This is a genomic window from Bacillus cereus group sp. MG4, assembly GCF_040460055.1.
GTDB classification, from domain to species: Bacteria; Bacillota; Bacilli; order Bacillales; family Bacillaceae_G; genus Bacillus_A; species Bacillus_A wiedmannii.
Window position 1 is genome coordinate 3773158 of sequence record NZ_JARVGZ010000001.1, and the last position, 21372, is coordinate 3794529.

Sequence of the window (21372 nt, forward strand, 5' to 3'; positions counted from 1 at the left end):
ATCCCCCCTATTTGAAAGTAGAAGATAGAGGGGGGGATTTTATAGATGAAAAATGCTTTTCGTATAATGGTTTTAAAGTTTGTTAAAGAGAGTGTGGAATGCGTAGTGGATAATGATAATAAAATAATTCAAGATAGAATCCCTAGGTTGGTACTAATGCTTACAGTTTTTGGAGGTAGCATATATATTGTTAAAGGCATCTTACTAGCTTGGTGGAAAACCTTTTCAAATAGTGCATATACAAAAACAATATATAGTGTGGAACATATAATGATTGTATTACCAGCATGTGTAGTATCGTTTATTGCATTGCATGCACTGTATTATGTGTATATCGAGATTAAGACATTAGGATGTTATAAAAATCACGATGAACAAAAGTCTGCTATTAATAAAGCAGATGAGAGTTATAGAAATATTTTTCTAACAATTAAGATGGGTACCGGATTAATACTTATATCCTTGTTTATAATGGTATTGATAGAAGGATCAAAGAAAGAGTTGCCCATAACAATTATTACAACTACGATAATAATTGCTTGTGTTGTTTTGCTTATAGGGTATCTTTTATATAAAAAGGCAAAGTTATTTGAGCATAAAATATTTAATAGAGTAAAAAAGAAATCTTCATTCATTTTCATTTTTGTTTATTTCATCTTTTTGTGGATGATTTTTAGTTTCACCCTTACTTCATTAGCAATAGGTGGGAAAAAAGGTGTGGAGATAAACATAGATGAGACTAAAAAAATTCCTATTACATTGACTACACAAAACATCGAGGAGCTCGATATACAGATGAGGATCAATGGTGCAACAAACATAGATTCTGGGGATTTTGAGATGTCAAAAGGTTTAACGGAAGTTTTTGAGGATAAAGGGAATTCATCAAAAAAATCTGTAGATATAAGTAAATTTTCCGAAGAGACAAATAACCATAATTATGGGATAAGCTTGGATAAAACTAAATATAAAAATGAGTATTAATTGGACTTGAGAAAGTATATGTTAGATGGGAAAAATAAAATTGAAATATTATTAATGTTTAAAGCAGGTGAGGATAAAAAATACGTACATTTCGCTACTAATGTTTATGTAGAAAATGATAAAATTAAAATTACCGAAAAAAAGGTGAAAGTTGCTTGGTAAAAATATAATGAGGGGAAATTTAACAAAAAATAAAATTGAAAAATTATTTAATGTCCCTCTTGGTTTACCGTTAGATATATTACGGTGAACCGTACCACAAATAAAAAGTAAAACCTAAGTAAACATAATCAATCTATTTCACCTGAATTTTGCGTAACATTTACGTTTGAGTTGCCTACTAAATTAGAGTTGCATAAAAAGAAATGGACTAACCTATATCAGGTTAGTCCATTTTTAAGTGTGTTAATTAATAGTAAATCCCCATCCTTTTTTGCTTTATTAATATCATCCTTAAAGGAAGGAGCTATCCCATTACAAACTAAAATACTTTTTACAGTATTTGATTGAAGGCGTTTCTATCGATAGGACCTTTCTTAATTTCTAATACAATAAATTCGTTATTAGAAGTATCTCTTAATAATAAATAAAATCATCCCCACAAGCATTAATCCACCTAAGACTACAAAACCTACCTCTAAAATGTTAAAGTAGTAATTTGACGACATTAATTTATACATGCTAAAAGCATTATTATATTTAACATTTCAGGAGGAAAAACAATGGCAATGAGCAACAACGATATATTAAAAAGAGTAAGGTACGCTTTAGATATAAGAGATATAGATATGGTAGAAATCTTTAAACTTGGTGGTATGGAAGTAACGAAAGAAGACGTAGTTGATATGCTTACAAAAATAAAGAGAGCACCTCAGCATGAAGCTGAAAATGATGATGTAATCGAAGATGAGTACGTATTAACATGCGACATGATGATGCTAGAGGCATTTTTAAATGGATTTATTACTTTAAAAAGAGGGAAGCAAGATCCGAAACCAGGACAACCGGCACCTGTACAAAGCAAAGAGAGTGCGAATAACCTTCTTCTAAAGAAAATGAAAATCGCACTATCTTTAACGAGTGAGGATGTACTTGATATATTAGATAGCGTAGGTGTTACAGTAACAAAAGGAGAGTTAGGCGCTCTATTAAGAAAGAAAGGCCATAAAAATTACAAAGAGTGCGGCGATAGATACGCAAGGAATTTCATTAAGGGATTAGGTGTAAAGTACAGAGGATAATAAGTTCGGTGAAACAGTAAATGATATAATAGGTAGAGTAGGACGTTCGTGTCCTATTCTTTTTTATTTGTAAAATAATACACTAGGTGATGAAATGGTACATACATATTTAGGTGAGACAATTAATTTTCATATAACTTATAAAAAGAAAAAGTCGGTGCGTCTTTTTGTAGATTCGTACGGAAATGTGGAAGTGCAGGCTCCGAAAGGGACACCTGTTGAATACTTAGTCCAGTTGCTAGAGGAGAAGTGGGATTGGATCCAGACAACACGTAAGGAAATGCAGGAGAGAGCGCTTGGACCACAGGAAAAGGATTATGATCAAGGAGAGGGTTTTCTGTATTTAGGGAATACGTATCCGATACAGGTTTCTCAAGATGCAAATATTACGCAAGACAATGCAGTGTTTGAAGAGGATAAGCTACATATTTATGTGAAAGAGCTTAAGGATGAGAAAATACAACAAGCGTTAAAACGATTTTACTATAAGCAGTGTAAGTCATTAGTAGAGAAGAGTATTAAAGTGCATCAAATTAACTTCAAAACAAAACCGCGTTCTATACGTATTACAGATAGTAGCCGTACGTGGGGCACTTGTGATTCAAATTTACAGCTAACATTTAATTGGAAGTTAGCGATGGCACCACAGCAAGTAATTGATTATGTAGTTGTTCATGAAATGTGCCATATGGTTCATTTAAACCATGATCGCTCTTTTTGGCGTCTTGTCGGGAAGATAATGCCTGATTATAAGGAAATGGAGAATTGGTTAGCGTTATCTAGTTGGAAGATGACGGTTTAGTAAGGAATATCGATTTTTGTCGGTAAATCGATATTCTTTGTCGAATCGTTGATATATTGTGAGTTACGATAGATATATTTGAAAAATCGTTGATATATTGTGAGTAATGATAGATATACTTGAAAAATCGTTGATATAATTTCAGTTACCATAGAATCGTTTGGTGAAGAGAAAGTAAAAAGGAAGGGATATCCCTTCCTTTTTACTTATAGATTATCGTCCAAACTTCACAATAAAAGTATCGTCTATTTTTTCCATCTCATACCCACGATACCCTTCCGAAAGCAACGCCTGCTGTCCAACAGCGTCACTCATCGGAACACTCTTAACATCCGTCCAATTTCTTTCCTTGCCTCCACGCAATTCCTTCACAAAAACATACCGCAGACTACCACCATACTTCTCCTTCAGCGCAGCAATCTCCATTCCTTGCACAAATTTATCCTTTAAACTCGGAATGTTAAAAGGGGAAACGGTGCAACAAACGTAATCGTATTTGCTATCTTCTTTTTGTAATTCGTCCATGATGACTGTCGCTAATATTTTTTGCATCCCATTTCCGCGGCAGTTCGGGTGAACATTTGAAATTTCTTGATAGATGACGCGATGTAGTTCGCTTTCTGGTATGCCAATATCAAGTCCTAAATGTTCTTCGTCGATAGGAGGGACGAGCAGGGCACGAAATGCGATGAGTTTGTTTTCGATAAAAGCACCGATCATCATGCCGTTTCCTTCTAGAATGTATTGAAACTCTTCTAACGAGAGTGGTTGTAATCGACTTTTATCCTCTAGCGCCTCAACTACAACGTTTTGTAATGATAAGATTTGTTCAATGTTCTCTAGTGTTAGTAATGTAACGTGAAATGGTTCGTTATTTTGTTTTAATGATCCTTCGTATAGAACTGTCATGCGTTAGTCCTCCTTTAGCGTACAACGCCTTGAAAGACGGTTAGTTCTTGTAATGTATCTTCATTTATTTCAATGCCGAGTCCTGGCTTTTCGTTTAAGCGAATAAATGGTACGTCGTAATGTAAGTTTCCGATGTCTTTCGTGAATTTTAATGGACCTGTAAGTTCAACGCTCGTAATAATTTTTTTCGAAAAGGCGACATGGAATCCTGCGGAAGAGGCAACAGATGATTCAACCATGGATCCAACTTGGCATTCAATGCCTGCCATTTCAGCTTGATGAGCGAGTTTTACAGCTGGATATATGCCGCCACATTTCATTAGTTTTATATTTACTTTATCAGCCGCGTCTAATTTTATAATTTGGCGCATTTCACGAGAACCTTTTAATCCTTCATCAATCATAAGTGGAATGTCTGTTTTAGAACGAATGTGAGCCATTGCGTCAATATCGTCTGCAATGACAGGCTGTTCAATCCAGTCGATGTTTAAATGCCCTAATGAACGAAGTGCCGTTAATGTGTTTGCACTATTTTTCCACCCTTGGTTTACATCAACACGAATCGCTATATCATTTCCTACACGTTCACGTACTGCTTCAATTCGTTTTACATCTTCTTTTACATTTGTACCGACTTTCATTTTGAAAGATTGGTAACCTTTTTGAATCATAGAAGCGGCTTCTTCAGCCATCTCTTCTGGAGCAGCGATGCTTAAGACGTGAGTAACAGGAAATTCCTCATGGTAGCGCCCGCCAATTAATTGATATACAGGTTGATGTAATTTTTTACCCATTATATCAAAACAAGCAATATCTATTGCTGCTTTCGCAGTAGGAACACCGTAAATTGTATTATCCATCATATCGTGTATTTTCTCGATATTCATTGGATTTTCTCCGATGAGGGCAGGTGCTAGCGTATGTTTTAAAGTATGGAAAGTACTTTCCCATGATTCGCCTGTAACGTGATCATCAGCAACGCCTTCACCGAAACCGATAATGCCTTCATCTGTTTCCATTTTGACGATAATAGAAGGCATATCAGAATAAGAACCATAACTAATAACAAACGGATTGAGAAGCGGTAAACGAATTGCGTAAAGTTGAATAGCTGTAATTTTCATTGGATAGAGACCCCTTCCTGTTTACAATAGTTTTGTACATTTGATATAGTTGACGTTAAATAGTCGTTAATTAATGATAAGGAGTTAGAGAAATGATGATAAAAATTGCAGTTGTCGGTTCAAAAGAGTTTATGGAGACACTTTTACCTGTTGCCCATAAACTAGAAGAAATAGAGATTGATCCATATATTTACCTTCATCCGGCAGAATCTTCTGAACTATTAAAGCGTTTAAAGCCTTGTGATTTCATCTTTTTCTCAGGTGCTTTACCTTATTATATGGCAAAAGAAATAAGAGAACAATTACGAATTCCAAGTACGTACTTACAGCAAGACGAGACAACTGTCGCATCTTCCATTCTTTCTGTCATGTATCATCAACGTATTGAACCACATAACATTTCAATTGATTTAGTAGACCGCTCATTCATTACAAATGTGTTCCATGATATCGGTATAAAAGAAAGTCCACAAGTGTTTGATTATGAAAACATGCTGTGGAGTAAAGATGAAATAAATAGAGTTATTGATTTTCATGTAGCTAAATATGAATCTGGAGATGCTCATTTAGCTTTAACTAGTATTCACGCTGTCTATGATGAACTTCAAAAAATAGGTATTCCTTCAGAGCGTATGATAGATCCGAAGCAATCCATTATACATGGATTAAAAGATGCGAAAATAAAAGCTGAGTTAGCAAAAAGCCATTCAGCTACTGTTGGTGCTTGTATGATTTCTTCTTTAGAATTACGAGAAGGTTTGCTTGAGCAATTAGATGTCATTTCAAAAGAACTACGTGGTTCATTTAAAAAAGTTGATGAAATGACATTCATTTTGTATACGACTCGTGGTGATATTGAATCGATTATAAAAACAAATATAATAAATCATTTATTTGCGAGTATAGAAGGAACAATAGCTATTGGATTTGGTTACGGAAAAACTGTGAAAGAAGCGGAGCAAAATGCTAAAATCGCTCAAAGTTTCGCGAAGAATAATCCAATAGACCACTGTTTTTATATACTAACAAGTGATAAAGAACTATTTGGTCCGTTCCCGAAAGAACAGAGAGTACAAAGTTTGAAGAATGACAACCCAGAACTCATGAAAATAGCGAAGGAAACGAAACTTAGTCCAGCCAACTTGTCAAAAATTATTCAATTTAGTCAATCACATCCATCATTGAAGTTTACAGCAGCAGATCTTTCTGAATACTTACAAGTGACTCGCCGATCAACAGAAAGGTTATTAAAGAAACTAGTTGATTATAGGTATGCTCATATTTGCGGCGAGGAAATGCCCTATCAACAAGGGCGCCCTCGCGCAATATATGAAATGAATTTACCGGTATCTTTAAGCTTCTAGTTGAGCCTTTTGTTTTTTTAATAGTTCCGCTTTTTCAATGTCTGATAGTTTCGTAATTGTGAGACCAGTTATGCCGTAAATGATTGAAATAATAGGTACGATGAAATTCAATATAGCATAAGGAGCATATTCGAATGCGCCAACTCCAAGTGTTGCGAGTATAAATACACCACATGTATTCCAAGGTACGAAAACAGAAGTTAATGTTCCGCCATCTTCTAATGCTCTGGATAAATTTTTAGAATGTAGTCCTTTTTCTGTATATGCATTTGCGTACATTCTTGAAGGAACAACAATCGAAATATATTGTTCAGAGCAAGTAAGGTTGGTTGCAAAGCAAGATGCGATAGTAGAAGCGATAAGTCCTTTTGCTGATGTCGCTAATTTTAAAATTTGATTTACAATTGAGCGAAGAATTCCAGTATGTTCTAATACTCCTCCAAAAGTCATAGCGACAATTGTCATAGAAACTGTATTCATCATCGAATTTAAGCCACCGCGGTTAAAGAGTTCGTCTACTAGCTTGTTACCAGTGTCTATGACAAACCCATTTTGGAGTGCACCGACAGATGCGGAGACAGAACCACCTTGAATAAAGACTTGTGATAAAAATCCTAAAATAATACCTACGAGAATAGCTGGTATAGCAGGAACTTTTTTTGCGACCAATACCATAACGACTACAGGTATAATTAATAGGAAAGGCGAGATAACAAAGTTTTGTTGCAATACTTGTAATGTTTGATCGATACCTTTTGCATCAATATTGTTTGCTCCAAAGTTTCTTCCTAAGAATGCATAAACGATAAGAGTAATAATTAAACCTGGGATTGTAGTAAATAACATATGACGAATATGTGTGAATAGATCTGTATTTGTTAATCCTGCAGCTAAGTTTGTCGTGTCTGAAAGCGGTGACATTTTATCGCCGAAATAAGAACCGGAAATGATAGCACCGGCAACCATTGGAGCTGGGATTCCCATACTTAGGCCAATTCCCATTCCTGCAACCCCAATTGTTCCCATTGTAGACCAAGAGCTACCGATAGCTAATGCAACAATAGAACAAATAATTGTAATTGAAACTAAAAATAGTGATGGAGTTAAAAGATTTAAACCGTAATAAATCATTGTTGCGACGATTCCGCCGCCAATCCAAGCACCAATCGTTAAACCTACTAGAATAATGATAACGATAGCGGGTAATGCGAGGCGGATTCCTTTATACATTGCTTCTTCAATGTCGTTCCATTTGTAACCGTAACGCCAAGCAACGATAGAAGCAACGGTTGTACCGATAATAAGTGGGACGTGAGGGCTTTGTTTTAATACAACAATTGTAACCATCATAACTGCAACTGTAATGATAATAGGGATTATTGCTACGCCAAAAGGTATTTCTTTTTTCATAAATTGCCTCCTCATTATGTATGTTTGTATTTTTAGAATTGTCGCAAAATAGACGTTATTAAATTATAATAACTAAAAAATGATATGAGCGTCAATAAAAAACAGAAAATAAGGAATGTTCTATCGTTATAAAGTGAGTGGAAATAAGTTGTCGATCGTATTTAAAAATAAACAATTGACTTTTTTCTTAAAATTCAATATGTTCATAAAAACATCTGTTTTTCATAAGTATAATTAACCTGAATGGTTTTGAAATTTGGGAAGGAGAATGTAGCTTTGAAAACATTAGAATTACAAGAGCGGTTAACTGAAATTTTTCAGCATTTACATGAAAACCCTGAAGTGAGTTGGAAAGAGTATGAAACGACAGCGTATATTACTAACTTTTTAAAAGAAGAAGGAATTTCATATAAAATATTTGATGATTGCCCAGGCGTGATTGCTGAAATTGGAAGCGGAAATCCAGTTATTGCAATTCGTGCCGATATGGATGCACTTTGGCAAGAAGTGGACGGAGAGTTTAAGGCGAATCATTCATGTGGTCACGATGCTCATATGACAATTGTGATGGGGCTTATTTTACAATTGAAAAATATGAGATGGGATAGTGGAACGATTAGATTTATTTTTCAGCCGGCAGAGGAAAAAGGAAATGGTTCTTTAAAGATGGTAGATAAGGGTGCTGTGGATGATGCTGATTTCTTATTTGGTGTTCATCTAAGACCGATTGAAGAACTGCCTTTGAAACAAGCTGCTCCGTCTATTCGTCACGGAGCAGCAGGATTTTTAGAAGGAACGATTCATGGAGATGATGCACATGGGGCACGCCCACATCAAGGGATAAATGCAATTGACGTCATTTCTATGATCAATATCGGTTTGAAAAATATATGGCTACCACCGCAAAGTTCATATTCAGTGAAGATGACAAGGTGCCAAGCTGGTGGAGATAATTTAAATATCATTCCAGGTAACGGGCATTTTAGCTTAGATGTCAGAGCAGAAAATAATATATTACTAAATGAATTGAAGCAAAAAATAGAGCGAGTAATTCTATCAGCGGAATCAATGGGATCTAAAGTATGTTATGAGTGGATTGATCTTGCACCAGGAGCTGAAGTGTCAGAAGAAGCTGAGCGCTTTATGCGAAAAGGCATTCTTGAAGTATACGGGGAAGAGGGGTGCACTGGACCGCTGTATACGACAGGAAGCGATGATTTTCATTACTACACAGTGAAGAGACCACATTTAAAAGCTGTCATGCTTGGACTAGGTGCAAACCTACAACCTGGATTACACCATCCGTATATGAAGTTCGATCATAGTTGTATTATGGATGGAGTAGAAATATTGAAGCAAACTGTATTAAAGGTATTAGAGGACAGGGGCTAGATAGCTCCTGTTTTTTTGTCGTGAATTGTCGGTACGTCGATATATTTGAAAAATCGTTGATATATTTTGAGTTATGATAGATATATTGAGAAAATCGTTGATATATTTGAAGTTACGATAGATATATTAAGAAAATCGTTAATATAATTTCACGTACCTATTAATTTGATAAAAAATGAGTCTCCAGTACATGGTGTATAATAATAAGTACCATTTTTTAATAGGAGAAAACGAATGAAGGAACAATATTACGATGCAGTTTTACATATAAAAACAGTCGGTGAGCAAAAAGGATTTAACAAGTCTATGCATTATCACCGTTATGAACCGACGCCGTATAGCGGATTAGATGAGTTATTGAATCAATATGAAATAAGAAGTAGCGACCAGGTTGTAGACTTTGGATGCGGAAAAGGACGATTAAACTTTTACATGCACCATAAGTGTGGCGCTTCAGCGGTTGGAATTGAAATGAATGAAGAGTTTTATAAAGAAGCAATGGATAATCTTGAACGTTATGCACGCAAGGTAAGAAACAGTAAAGATAAAATTGGATTTGAATGTTGTTTAGCGCAGCAATATGAGATTGATCCACGTGATAATCGGTTTTATTTCTTTAATCCATTTTCTGTACAAGTGTTTATGAGCGTAGTAAATAATATTTTACTTTCGGTAGAAGAGGCGGAGAGAGAAGTGGATATTATTTTATATTATCCTTCTGAGGACTATATTTTCTTCTTAGAAAATCAGACTGCGTTTGAATTAAAGAGGGAAGTTAGATTGCCAGGTGCTTATGAGAAGAATGGGAATGAGAGGTTTTTAGTGTATAGATTGAAGTGTTAATGTATGGGTGCTTGGGGAGTAGCAATATTATCAGACGATATCTTTAATATGCTGGAAGGAATTTGACGATCATATAATGTAATAAAAAAAGACGCGCTCCCAATTGGGAGCGCGTCTTTTACTCACGTCTATAAATTAGTTACGGATTAAGTAATCAAATGCACCTAAAGCTGCGTTTGCACCTGAACCCATAGAGATGATGATTTGTTTGTACGGATTATTTGTACAGTCACCTGCAGCAAACACTCCTGGTACGTTCGTAGCTCCGTGCTTGTCTGTTACGATTTCACCGCGAGCGCGTTCAACTGTTTCGCCTAACCAGTCTGTGTTTGGCACAAGACCGATTTGTACGAATACACCTTGTAATTCAACGTGATGAACTTCTTCAGTTTCACGATCGATGTAAGAAATACCGTTTACTTTATCAGTACCAGTGATTTCTTTCGTTTGAACGTTTTTCAGAACAGTTACGTTTGGTAAGCTGTTAAGACGCTCTTGTAATACAGCATCAGCTTTTAATTCTGGCATGAATTCAAGAACAGTTACGTGCTTAACGATACCTGCTAAGTCGATAGCTGCTTCAATACCAGAGTTACCTCCGCCGATAACTGCTACGTCTTTTCCGATGAATAATGGACCGTCACAGTGTGGGCAGTATGCTACACCTTTATTTTTGAACTCAGCTTCACCTGGTACGCCAACGTTACGCCAGCGAGCACCTGTTGAAACGATTACGCTCTTACTTTTCAGAATAGCGCCGTTTTCAAGTTCCACTTCAATAAGTTCTTTTTTCTCTAAACGTTTTGCACGTTGTAGATTCATTACATCGATGTCGTATTCTTTTACGTGCTCTTCAAGACTTGCTACTAGCTTAGGACCTTCAGTGCGTTTTACGCTGATGAAGTTCTCAATGCCCATAGTATCCATTACTTGACCGCCGAAGCGCTCAGCAACGATACCAGTACGGATGCCTTTACGTGCTGCATAAATTGCTGCACTTGCACCAGCAGGGCCGCCACCAACAACAAGAACATCGTAAGGATCTTTATCAGAAAGCTCTGATGCATCTGGACCGTTACCCATTTTAGCTAAAATTTCTTCAAGTGTCATACGACCGCTTCCGAAAGATTCGCCGTTTAGGAAAACTGTTGGTACTGCCATGATGTCTTTGCTTTCTACTTCCTCTTTGAATGCAGCGCCATCAATCATAGTATGTGTAATACCAGAGTTTAGAACGCTCATTACGTTAAGAGCTTGTACAACATCAGGACAGTTATGACAACTTAGGCTGATATAAGATTCAAAATGATATTCGCCTTGAATGTTTTTAATTTGATCGATTAATTTTTGTTCAACTTTTGGAGCGCGTCCACTTACTTGTAGTAAAGCTAACACTAATGAAGTAAATTCGTGTCCTAATGGAATACCAGCGAATACTACACCAGTGTCTTCACCAGGGCGATTTACGCTAAAGCTTGGTGTTCTCTCTAATTCAACTTTTTCTACTGTAATCTTAGATGACATAGTAGCTAATTCGTCTACTAGAGCTAACATATCTTTAGATACGTCGTCGTCTCCAGCGCTTACTTTAAGTAAAATATTGTTCTCCATTAACTGAAGGTATTGGGATAGTTGTGTTTTTATATCTGCATCTAGTATCATTTTGATCGAACTCCTTAGATTTTGCCTACAAGGTCAAGGCTTGGTTTAAGTGTTGCAGAACCCTCTTGCCATTTAGCTGGGCAAACTTCACCTGGGTTGTTACGTACGTATTGAGCTGCTTTAATTTTGTTAACAAGAATGCTTGCGTCACGGCCGATACCGTCAGCATTGATTTCCATAGATTGGATAACGCCGTCTGGATCGATGATGAATGTACCACGAGCAGCAAGACCTTCTTCTTCCATTAAAACGTTGAAGTTTGTAGTGATTGTGCGAGTTGGGTCACCAATCATAATGTATTCGATTTTGCCGATAGTTTCTGAGCTATCATGCCATGCTTTGTGAGTGAAGTGAGTGTCTGTAGATACAGAGTATACTTCAACGCCTAAGTCTTTAAGAGTTGCATATTGGTTTTGTAAGTCTTCAAGTTCAGTTGGGCAAACGAATGTGAAGTCAGCTGGGTAGAAACAAACTACACTCCATTTTCCTTTTAAACTTTCGTCAGTAACTTGGATAAATTCTCCATTATGGTAAGCATTAGCTTTAAACGGTTTTACTTCTGTGCCGATTAATAACATATTAAAATTCCTCCTAAATGTTGGTTTTGAGCATCAAAAAATAGTGTGCTCATAAAATATATTTTTTAATTAACTATAATAATTCTAATTCGATATTAATTATCATATAGAAGTGGTTATTTTGTCAAGTGAATAAACCAACTTTATATCAATTTAATTAATATTTATTCTCAATTAAGGTTGTTAGAGAATTAAAAGGTAGTTTCATGTAATCGATTTTCAACGAGTATGTAAAAGAGTAGTGCGTATGTTAGAGACATGGTGTAAGTATAAATTGTTAGGAAGGGAATATTTCTTAGAAGTTGTGGATTTGAAAAGGATTGCTTATTTCTATTTTACAAAGAATTGTGCGATAAATAAAATAAAATGAATTAGAATCTTTTTGAACAATTTTTGTCATCTCAAATATATAATTAGGAAGTATATTGCAATGATATAGAAACATTGACTCAAGGTGCTAACAAGATATAATAAAACCTAGATATACCTTTCAAAAAGAAGAAGATATAATATAGGATGAAAAAATTTCACCCTATTATTTTTTACGATCTTTAGAAAACGCTTACAATTAGTGTGGAGGGGAAACCATGTCTAAGTTCACAAAGTATTTTTTAATGGAAGCTAAAGATGTGATTGCATATGTGCAAGAGAAATTACCTAAGTTCGAACATGCAAAGGGGTTACAGTGTAAAGAAATAGGCGATGGTAATTTAAATTATGTATTCCGCGTTTGGGATGAACAGAAGAATATTTCTGTCATTGTAAAGCAAGCTGGGGATACAGCAAGGATTTCAGATGAGTTTAAGTTGTCGACGAATCGTATTCGTATAGAATCAGATGTTTTGCAGTTAGAGGAGGAGTTAGCACCTGGGCTTGTTCCAAAGGTGTATTTGTTTGATAGTGTGATGAATTGTTGCGTAATGGAAGATTTATCGGACCATACAATATTACGTACAGCGCTCATAAATCATCAAATGTGTCCTAGGCTTGCTGATGATTTAACTACTTTTATGGTAAACACTCTTCTATTAACATCAGATGTTGTAATGAATCATAAAGAGAAGAAGGAACTCGTGAAGAATTATATAAATCCTGAGTTGTGTGAGATTACAGAGGACCTCGTATATTCAGAGCCGTTTACAAATCATAATAAACGCAACGAATTGTTTCAATTAAACGAAGGATGGATTAGAGAACATATTTATAGTGATAAAGAGCTTCGTTTAGAAGTAGCAAAACTTAAGTTTTCTTTTATGACGAATGCACAGGCGCTTATTCATGGTGATCTGCATACTGGTTCTGTTTTTGTGAAAAATGATTCTACGAAGATTATTGATCCTGAGTTTGCCTTTTATGGACCAATGGGATATGACGTTGGGAATGTAATGGCGAATTTAATTTTTGCTTGGGTGAATGCAGATGCGACCATGGCGCTTGGAGCTGAGAAAGATACGTATATGGGTTGGCTACAATCGACAATGGTAGAGGTAATTGATTTATTTAAGAAGAAGTTTTTAGATGCTTGGAATATTCATGTGACCGAGATTATGGCGAAGGAAGAAGGCTTTAACGAAGTATATTTACAATCTGTATTAGAGGATACAGCTGCAGTGACGGGCCTTGAGTTAATTCGTCGTATTGTTGGGCTAGCGAAAGTGAAAGATATTACTTGTATTGAGAATGAGGAGGCACGTGCTAGAGCAGAACGTATTTGTCTTCAAGTAGCGAAGAAATTTATTTTACGGGCTAATCAATATAAAACAGGCACAAGTTTTGTAGAAACGTTAAAAGAACAGTCAATGCACTACGCGAAGTAAGGGGAGAAGATGATGGAAGAGCAATTAATACCCATTCAGTGGAAAGATGATGCTTTAGTTTTATTAGATCAAACATTATTACCGAATGAGGTTGTCTATGAATCTTTCAAGACAGCTGAAGGTGTGTGGGATGCCATTCAAGTAATGAAAGTACGAGGAGCACCAGCAATTGGTGTTTCAGCAGCTTATGGTGTGTATTTAGGAACAAAGGAAGTTACTCAAAGTAAGATGGAAGACTTTATAGAGGAAGTCAAAAAGGTATGTGCATATTTGGCAACATCAAGGCCAACAGCAGTAAATTTATTTTGGGCACTTGAAAGAATGGAGACAGTCGCGGCAGAGAACGCGCATTTATCAATCGCTCAGTTGAAAGATAGATTACTAGAAGAGGCAAAAGAGATTCATAGAGAAGATGAAGAAATTAACCGTCAAATCGGAGAACATGCATTAACATTATTCCATGATGGAATGGGTGTATTAACACATTGTAATGCTGGTGCGTTAGCGACGACTAAGTATGGTACTGCGACAGCTCCAATGTACTTAGCGAAAGAAAAAGGATGGGACTTAAAAATCTTTTCAGATGAAACACGTCCAAGATTACAAGGTTCAACGTTAACAGCATTAGAACTACAACGAGCGGGGATTGATGTTACTGTTATTACGGATAATATGGCGGCTATGGTCATGTCACAAGGAAAGATTGATGCGGTAATCGTTGGATGTGACCGTGTGGCAGCAAACGGTGATGTAGCAAATAAAATTGGGACATTAGGCGTATCTATTCTAGCGAAATACTACAACATTCCGTTTTATGTAGCAGCACCAACACCGACAATTGACTTAAAAACACCGACAGGAAAAGAAATTCCAATTGAGGAAAGAGATGCTTCTGAAGTGATTAATCGCTTCGGACAATATTCTGCTCCGAAAGAAAGTAAAGTATATAATCCGGCCTTTGATGTTACGCCATATGAAAATGTAACAGCGATTATTACGGAAAAAGGGATTGTAAAAGCACCGTTTACGGAGAACTTAAAAAAGCTATTTCAATAAGTAGATAGATTTAAGAAGTCAGTCATCATAAGCTTCATACTTAGGGGGATGTATATGTTATTACAAAAAGAAAGAGAAGAAATTGTAGCGTATGGAAAGAAAATGATTTCTAGCGGTTTAACAAAGGGGACAGGCGGCAATATTAGTATTTTCAATCGCGAGCAAGGTCTTGTTGCGATTAGCCCAAGTGGTTTAGAGTATTATGAAACAAAACCTGAAGATGTAGTTATATTAAACTTAGATGGTGAAGTGGTAGAGGGAGAGAGAAAACCGTCAAGCGAGCTCGATATGCATCTTATTTATTATAGAAATCGTGAAGATATAAATGCGCTTGTGCATACACATTCACCTTATGCGAAGACGATTGCATCATTAGGGTGGGAGCTTCCTGCTGTATCATATTTAATTGCTTTCGCAGGCCCGAATGTACGCTGTGCACCGTATGAAACATTTGGTACGAAGCAATTAGCAGATGCTGCTTTTGAAGGCATGATTGATCGTCGTGCTGTTTTACTTGAGAACCACGGTTTAATTGCAGGTGCGAATAACATAAAAATGGCGTTTACTGTTGCAGAAGAAATTGAGTTTTGTGCGCAAATTTATTATCAAACGAAAAGCGTCGGAGAGCCGAAGCTATTGCCAGAAGATGAGATGGCGAATTTGGCGAAGAAGTTTGAAGGGTATGGACAGCAGTAAATGAAGAAATACCCTCAAGATTTCACTCTTGAGGGTATTTCTATGCCTTCTTAAGCAACAAATACATAAAGTAAGGAGCACCAATTAAAGCAACGACAATACCTGCTGGGATGCCATTAGGATCAACGATGTTTCGTCCGATTGTGTCTGCTAATAGCAATAGCCATCCGCCGATTAAAAGGGCGATAGGCATGAAAATTTGATGTCTCGGACCTACTAAAGATTTCGCGATATGAGGAGCCATTAGTCCGATAAAGCTAATTCCTCCTGTTACGGAAACAGCTGCAGCTGCAAGCGCAACGGCTGCAACTAATAAGTATCTGCGTTCTTTTTCAATTTCAATTCCAACACCGATTGCGACTGGTTCGTTTAATGCTAGAATGTTTAATCGATTTGCTTTATAGAAAACGAACGGAATTAATACGATTAACCATGGGAGCATTGCTAAAACGAAGATCCAGTCATCTCCCCAAATATTTCCGGAAATCCATTTTGAAATAAAGTCTACTTTCATACGATCTGCGGATGAAATAAGGACAATCATCGTTCCAGACAGTGCAAATGCAAAACCGATACCGGTTAATGTTAATCGCACCGGCTGAAGTCCAGTTGATTTACTATATGAAAATACGTAGATTAGAACAGCTGTCAGAAATGCCCCGATAAATCCAACGACAGGTAGTAAGTAAAGAAATGAACCTACATCTATTGGAAAGTATAAAAAGAAAATAGCAACAGCAACACCGGCCCCAGAGTTGATTCCGAGAATACCAGGTTCAGCTAAATCATTTCGAGTAATTCCTTGCAGAATAGCCCCTGATAAAGCGAGAGCCATACCAGCTAATAATGTAATAACAATTCTAGGTAGTCTTAAAGAGTATAAAACAAACTCCTCTTTAAAAGTCCCTTGTCCCATTAATGTTGGGAGTAGTCGATCATAGGATAAAGATGCTGAACCAAGTCCCATTCCAACTACAATGGTGGTGATGGTCAGTATTAGTAAAGCGAGTATAATAAGACGTTGTTTTCTTAGAATAGATTGCATCATGAGAATGTTTTTCCTCCTTTACGTACGACGAATAGGAAGAATGGTAGCCCTACAATTGCGACAATAGCGGCAACTGGCGTTTCGTATGGAGCGTTAATAGTACGTCCGATTGTATCTGCAAGTAGCATAAAGGAAGCTCCAGCAATTGCTGACATCGGTATAACAAATCGGTAATCTGGACCGACAATTGGGCGTACCATGTGAGGTACCATTAAACCGATAAATGCCATATTTCCGACAAGCGCTACAGAAGCACCAGCAAGTAAGATAATAATGATAAATAGAATGGTTTTAATAACAATAATTTTTTGACCTAGTCCAATAGCCACTTCTTCACTAAAACTAAGAACTGTCAACTTTTTTGCTAGTAAGATAGCGATAAAGATACTAATTGAAATGACTGGAATAATAATTTTCAATTGGCTCCAAGTAGTTCCAATTACGCCCCCAGCAGTCCAAAGCGATACATCTTGTGAAATTTTGAAGTAAATGCCGACTCCTTCTGAAATTGCGAGTAGAAATGCTGAAACGGCAGCACCGGCTAATACAATTCGAAGAGGGGACAGCCCTCCTTTTTTCACCATACCAATTCCAAATACCATAATTGCGCCAATTGCAGCACCGATAAAGCAAGCAAATGTTAAGTAAAGATAGCTGATGGAAGGATTGGAAGCAAGTGTCAGTGCAAGCGCAGCATTTGCTCCACCAGATAGCCCTAATAACCCAGGATCTGCAAGTGGATTTCGTGTTAATCCTTGCATAATTGCTCCAGAAACAGCAAGTCCAGCTCCTACAAAGATAGCAGCAACTTCACGTGGCAAACGTATTTCGCGAATAATAGATATTTTGTCTCCCTTAGCGGAGGAAGTAAGTGCTAACCATACGTCTTTTATTGAAGTATCGGCAGCACCTAATACCATTGCTACCATAAAAATAAGAAAGAATGCAATTATACTCAAAATTAGTTTGTATGTAAAAGCTATAGAACGTGGATTGTCGTGATCTTTTGTCATTCGTTTCACATCTTTTCTGTTCATAGAATAAAGGAAGAGGAATTCTTAAATTAAGAATTCCTCATGTTTGTATTATTTACCAAGAAAGCTCTTCTTGAAGAAGTCTAGTTGGAAATCTAATGTAAGTGGATCATTGAAATAGAATTCCATCATGTTTGCTTCGTATACGCGATTATTTTTTACTGCTGGGATGTTTTTATATGATTCTGTCTCTTGGAATGAGTTATCAGTATCTTTGTTTTTACTTACGATTAAGTAATCACCAGCAAATTCAGGTAATACTTCAGTAGATAATGCGTAGTAACCTTCTTTTAATGCTTTTTCTTTTACTTTTTCAGGCATTTTTAATTTCATTTCTTGGTACAGAATTTCTGTTCCACGGCCCCAGTTCTCGCCGTATACATAAAGCTGTTTGTTGAAGTTTTCTACAACAGAAACTGTTGCATCTTTACCGATTTTTGCTTTAATTTCTTTACCAGCGTCTTGTGCACGTTTCTTGAAGTCATCAATCCAAGTTTTTGCTTCTTTTTCTTTGTTTAATAATTTACCGATTTCTAAATGCTGAGTTAAGTAATCAACTTTTCCGTAAGTGTACGTTACAGTAGGAGCGATCTTCTTTAACTTATCAACATTTTTAATATTTGATAAACCAATGATTAAATCTGGATTTAGTTCAGCGATTTTTTCAACATTTTCATCTGATACTTCAGCAACATCTTTCAGTTTGCTATCAAAGCGTGGGTTTTGTTTAGACCATGAATCTACCCCAACAAGATTTACATCTAATGACATTACGTTACCAGCGAATGATGATAAAACAACAACACGTTTTGGATTTGCAGGAACTTCTACTTTACCATTTTCAGATTGGTATGTAATTGTTTCTGATTTACTACCTTTTGCATCGTTCTTTTTGTCTGTAGAGCCATTGCTACAAGCGCTCATAACAAGAACGAAAAGAACTGTTAGTGAAATAAATAACTTTTTCATTGTTTTTCTCCTTTAACATAGATGATATGTGTATATAACAATTTGTTTAACTGAAATCTGTTTGAAAGAGTAGTGGTAATACAAAATACTTATTAAAAATCTTGAATATGAGATTTTACAATATAGTATTAACCATATTAGTGAAAGAAGATGTAATCTCAAATTTGCTAATTATTAACAAAATGATAATGATTATCACTATTGATTCTTTAAATAATATAATTTTATATAGATGTATTGTCAATAGTAATTTTGATTGTAAATTTTGCGGAAACAGGTTATATTTTATTGAGAATGATAATCAATGACTAGTAGCTGAGGAGTGACACGAATGAATCAAGAAGAATTGTTTGATGTAACTGTGATAGGCGGAGGACCTGCAGGGCTTTATTCAGCTTTTTATAGTGGACTCAGAGAGATGAAAACGAAAATAATAGAATTTCAACCACAGTTAGGTGGAAAAATACATGTTTATCCAGAGAAGATGATTTGGGATGTAGGAGGGCTGCTGCCAGTTACAGGTGATAAATTAATTGAACAACTTGTACAGCAAGGGCTAACATTTAAGCCAGAAGTGGTATTAAGTACAAAAGTAGAATCGATTATTCGTAACGAAGATGGCACTTTTACGTTAAAAGCAAGCACTGGAGAAGAACATTTTTCAAAAACAGTTATCGTCGCAACTGGAAGTGGTATATTGAAACCTCAAAAGTTATCAATTGAAGGTGCTGAGCGATTTGAAGTATCTAATTTAAATTATACAGTGAAATCTTTAAAGCGTTTCAAAGGTAAGACGGTCATTATTTCCGGCGGAGGAAATTCTGCTGTTGATTGGGCAAATGAATTAGAACCAATTGCGAAAAAAGTGTATGTAACATATAGAAAAGAAGAATTATCTGGTCATGAAGCACAAGTAAAACAACTGCTGAACAGCTCGGCGGAGTGTTTCTTTAATACATCGATTACAAAACTCATTGCTGGTGATAATCATGAAGCGATCGAATATGTAGAATTAACGAATCATGAAACAAGTGAAATTTCACATTTACCTATTGATGAAGTGATTATTAACCATGGATATGAACGTGACATTACGTTATTAGAAAATAGTGAGTTAGACGTTGCAATTATAGATAATTATTATATTGCAGGTAATGCGAATAGTGAGTCCTCTGTAGATGGATTATATGCTGCGGGAGATATTTTAAAGCACGAAGGGAAATTACACTTAATTGCGGGAGCATTCCAAGATGCTGGAAATGCTGTAAATAAAGCGAAACAATTTATTCAACCTGATGCAAGTGAGTACGGAATGGTTTCTTCGCATAATGAAGTATTTAAGAAGAGAAATCGTGAATTGATCAAGCAGATGATGAAATAATAAAGTGAAACTGTAATCAGTGGGGCCATTCTCCGCTGATTATGGCTACGCACTAATATAGCAGGATAAAGAAACAAGTAACCCCCATTTACTTCTCTTTTCGAGTGACGAGAGAGGTAAATGGGGGTTTTCCTGTTTACTATATTTTCAATCATTGTAATGACACCGGTTTCATCAGTTCATGTGATATGAACGTTTTATTTGTAAATCTTCCTAGAAAACAATGAATCTATGTTTTGCTGCCGCAGAACAGTATTACATTATGCTGTCCCTTTAGCTCGTTCGTTAGGAAATGGCATATTTAATATAGAAGCAATGTACTGTTTTCCATGCATTCGAGCTAATGATTCTAATATTTGACGGACGCGTTTTGTAAGATGTCCTTGTTCCTTTATAGCTTCACAATATGCGTCATAGAAAGCGTATTTAGCCCAAAGGAAATCATCTTGTTGGAATAAAAAATGATTTTTGTACCATTCCCCAATTGTATGGTAACAATTGTTTTCATGTATTGCTGCGCTTTGAGAAAGAATACGATCAGATAAAGATGTAGTTAAATGAGAAATTGTGTTTTCTGTTTCAAATTGTAATGTTTTTTCTAACATTGTAATGATGTGACGAGTAGCCATATGTTAACTCTCCTTTGTGTAAATGGGTAATACCATTCTATATTTAAAAAATCCTTACTATATTATTATACAATATATGGAATGCATCCACCTTCTTTTTAAATTGCATTTACAAAATCTTTTTTATTTGTTTACAAAAATAAAGTAAGATACAGTATATATGAAAAAAATAATAAAGGAATGAACGCGTTGTATATAACAGTAGAAGAAGCTGCGGAGTATTTGAATTTACCAAAGTCGTATATTGAAGAGCTAATTCAGCAAAAGAAAATTCGTGCACTATTTGATGGAGAGCAATATTTATTAAATAAAGAACAATTCAATACACATTTAGAACAAATGGAGAAATATAAGCAATTAGTGGAAGATATATTGAACGAACCAATTCCAGAAGATATGGATGTTAAAGACGAAGATTAAGCTATGGGAGATC

General features: G+C 35.9%; 21 protein-coding genes. 12 read left to right on the top strand and 9 right to left on the bottom strand.

Annotated elements, in window-relative coordinates; translation table 11 throughout:
- Positions 1 to 45 precede the first annotated feature (45 nt).
- The 4 genes from QCI41_RS19865 to QCI41_RS19880 all read left to right on the top strand — a co-directional run bounded on the left by QCI41_RS19865 (position 46) and on the right by QCI41_RS19880 (position 3027).
- The gene (locus QCI41_RS19865; protein WP_353836870.1) at positions 46 to 984 is read left to right on the top strand and encodes a hypothetical protein; all 939 of its coding nucleotides are present in this window, start codon (positions 46 to 48) and stop codon (positions 982 to 984) included.
- An 18-nt stretch (positions 985 to 1002) separates the two neighbouring features.
- On the top strand, positions 1003 to 1146 hold the full coding sequence (locus QCI41_RS19870; protein WP_353836869.1) for a hypothetical protein: 144 nt from the start codon (positions 1003 to 1005) through the stop codon (positions 1144 to 1146).
- Between the two features lie 560 nt (positions 1147 to 1706).
- Complete coding sequence (locus tag QCI41_RS19875; protein WP_016089521.1) at positions 1707 to 2225, top strand: YehS family protein; 519 nt, start codon at positions 1707 to 1709, stop codon at positions 2223 to 2225.
- A gap of 94 nt (positions 2226 to 2319) precedes the next feature.
- Complete coding sequence (locus QCI41_RS19880) at positions 2320 to 3027, top strand: M48 family metallopeptidase (protein ID WP_088121177.1); 708 nt, start codon at positions 2320 to 2322, stop codon at positions 3025 to 3027.
- 213 nt (positions 3028 to 3240) lie between these two features.
- Here the strand turns inward: QCI41_RS19880 and QCI41_RS19885 are convergent, their stop codons facing one another.
- Positions 3241 to 3936: a GNAT family N-acetyltransferase gene (locus QCI41_RS19885; RefSeq protein WP_353836868.1), complete on the bottom strand. Its 696-nt coding sequence runs from the start codon at positions 3934 to 3936 to the stop codon at positions 3241 to 3243.
- 14 nt (positions 3937 to 3950) lie between these two features.
- Positions 3951 to 5060 carry a mandelate racemase/muconate lactonizing enzyme family protein gene (locus QCI41_RS19890; protein ID WP_353836867.1) on the bottom strand — a complete coding sequence of 370 codons (1110 nt, stop codon included), beginning with the start codon at positions 5058 to 5060 and terminating at the stop codon, positions 3951 to 3953.
- 92 nt (positions 5061 to 5152) lie between these two features.
- Between QCI41_RS19890 and QCI41_RS19895 the strand changes: the two genes are divergently transcribed.
- Positions 5153 to 6424: a transcriptional regulator gene (locus tag QCI41_RS19895; RefSeq protein WP_353836866.1), complete on the top strand. Its 1272-nt coding sequence runs from the start codon at positions 5153 to 5155 to the stop codon at positions 6422 to 6424.
- Here the strand turns inward: QCI41_RS19895 and nhaC are convergent.
- A complete protein-coding gene (gene nhaC, locus QCI41_RS19900; protein ID WP_254981931.1) occupies positions 6413 to 7834 on the bottom strand; it encodes a Na+/H+ antiporter NhaC in 1422 nt (473 codons plus the stop codon). The two genes, QCI41_RS19895 and nhaC, sit on opposite strands and share 12 nt — an antisense overlap.
- Before the next feature lie 276 nt (positions 7835 to 8110).
- Between nhaC and QCI41_RS19905 the strand changes: the two genes are divergently transcribed.
- Positions 8111 to 9226: a M20 peptidase aminoacylase family protein gene (locus QCI41_RS19905; RefSeq protein WP_088121182.1), complete on the top strand. Its 1116-nt coding sequence runs from the start codon at positions 8111 to 8113 to the stop codon at positions 9224 to 9226.
- Positions 9227 to 9460: 234 nt separating this feature from the next.
- Positions 9461 to 10069, top strand: a complete 609-nt coding sequence (locus QCI41_RS19910; protein ID WP_353836865.1) for an SAM-dependent methyltransferase — start codon at positions 9461 to 9463, stop codon at positions 10067 to 10069.
- 135 nt (positions 10070 to 10204) lie between these two features.
- Here the strand turns inward: QCI41_RS19910 and ahpF are convergent, their stop codons facing one another.
- Both ahpF and ahpC read right to left on the bottom strand, forming a co-directional pair.
- Positions 10205 to 11731 (bottom strand): alkyl hydroperoxide reductase subunit F, encoded by a 1527-nt coding sequence (gene ahpF / locus QCI41_RS19915; protein ID WP_353836864.1) that lies wholly within the window; start codon positions 11729 to 11731, stop codon positions 10205 to 10207.
- Positions 11732 to 11745: 14 nt separating this feature from the next.
- Positions 11746 to 12309, bottom strand: a complete 564-nt coding sequence (ahpC, locus tag QCI41_RS19920; RefSeq protein ID WP_000924420.1) for an alkyl hydroperoxide reductase subunit C — start codon at positions 12307 to 12309, stop codon at positions 11746 to 11748.
- 587 nt (positions 12310 to 12896) lie between these two features.
- Between ahpC and mtnK the strand changes: the two genes are divergently transcribed.
- Genes mtnK through QCI41_RS19935 form a run of 3 tightly spaced genes read left to right on the top strand, consistent with a single transcriptional unit; the run spans position 12897 to position 15878 of the window.
- Positions 12897 to 14126 carry an S-methyl-5-thioribose kinase gene (mtnK, locus tag QCI41_RS19925; protein ID WP_353836863.1) on the top strand — a complete coding sequence of 410 codons (1230 nt, stop codon included), beginning with the start codon at positions 12897 to 12899 and terminating at the stop codon, positions 14124 to 14126.
- A 12-nt stretch (positions 14127 to 14138) separates the two neighbouring features.
- Positions 14139 to 15182, top strand: coding sequence for an S-methyl-5-thioribose-1-phosphate isomerase (gene mtnA / locus QCI41_RS19930; RefSeq protein ID WP_353836862.1), 1044 nt, complete (start codon positions 14139 to 14141; stop codon positions 15180 to 15182).
- A gap of 54 nt (positions 15183 to 15236) precedes the next feature.
- The gene (locus tag QCI41_RS19935) at positions 15237 to 15878 is read left to right on the top strand and encodes an L-fuculose-phosphate aldolase (RefSeq protein WP_000926561.1); all 642 of its coding nucleotides are present in this window, start codon (positions 15237 to 15239) and stop codon (positions 15876 to 15878) included.
- A gap of 40 nt (positions 15879 to 15918) precedes the next feature.
- Here QCI41_RS19935 and QCI41_RS19940 read toward each other — a convergent pair whose 3' ends face one another.
- The 3 genes from QCI41_RS19940 to QCI41_RS19950 are packed head-to-tail and all read right to left on the bottom strand — an operon-like array spanning position 15919 to position 18929.
- Complete coding sequence (locus QCI41_RS19940; protein ID WP_353836861.1) at positions 15919 to 16926, bottom strand: FecCD family ABC transporter permease; 1008 nt, start codon at positions 16924 to 16926, stop codon at positions 15919 to 15921.
- Positions 16923 to 17963, bottom strand: coding sequence for a FecCD family ABC transporter permease (locus QCI41_RS19945; RefSeq protein WP_353836860.1), 1041 nt, complete (start codon positions 17961 to 17963; stop codon positions 16923 to 16925). The genes QCI41_RS19940 and QCI41_RS19945 overlap by 4 nt, the downstream gene beginning before the upstream one ends.
- A 48-nt stretch (positions 17964 to 18011) precedes the next feature.
- Positions 18012 to 18929, bottom strand: a complete 918-nt coding sequence (locus tag QCI41_RS19950) for an iron-hydroxamate ABC transporter substrate-binding protein (protein ID WP_353836859.1) — start codon at positions 18927 to 18929, stop codon at positions 18012 to 18014.
- A 331-nt stretch (positions 18930 to 19260) separates the two neighbouring features.
- Between QCI41_RS19950 and QCI41_RS19955 the strand changes: the two genes are divergently transcribed.
- Positions 19261 to 20310: an NAD(P)/FAD-dependent oxidoreductase gene (locus QCI41_RS19955; protein WP_046958876.1), complete on the top strand. Its 1050-nt coding sequence runs from the start codon at positions 19261 to 19263 to the stop codon at positions 20308 to 20310.
- A gap of 260 nt (positions 20311 to 20570) precedes the next feature.
- Here QCI41_RS19955 and QCI41_RS19960 read toward each other — a convergent pair whose 3' ends face one another.
- Positions 20571 to 20939, bottom strand: a complete 369-nt coding sequence (locus tag QCI41_RS19960) for a hypothetical protein (protein WP_046953739.1) — start codon at positions 20937 to 20939, stop codon at positions 20571 to 20573.
- Positions 20940 to 21119: 180 nt separating this feature from the next.
- Between QCI41_RS19960 and QCI41_RS19965 the strand changes: the two genes are divergently transcribed.
- On the top strand, positions 21120 to 21359 hold the full coding sequence (locus QCI41_RS19965) for a helix-turn-helix domain-containing protein (RefSeq protein ID WP_002006755.1): 240 nt from the start codon (positions 21120 to 21122) through the stop codon (positions 21357 to 21359).
- Positions 21360 to 21372 lie beyond the last annotated feature (13 nt).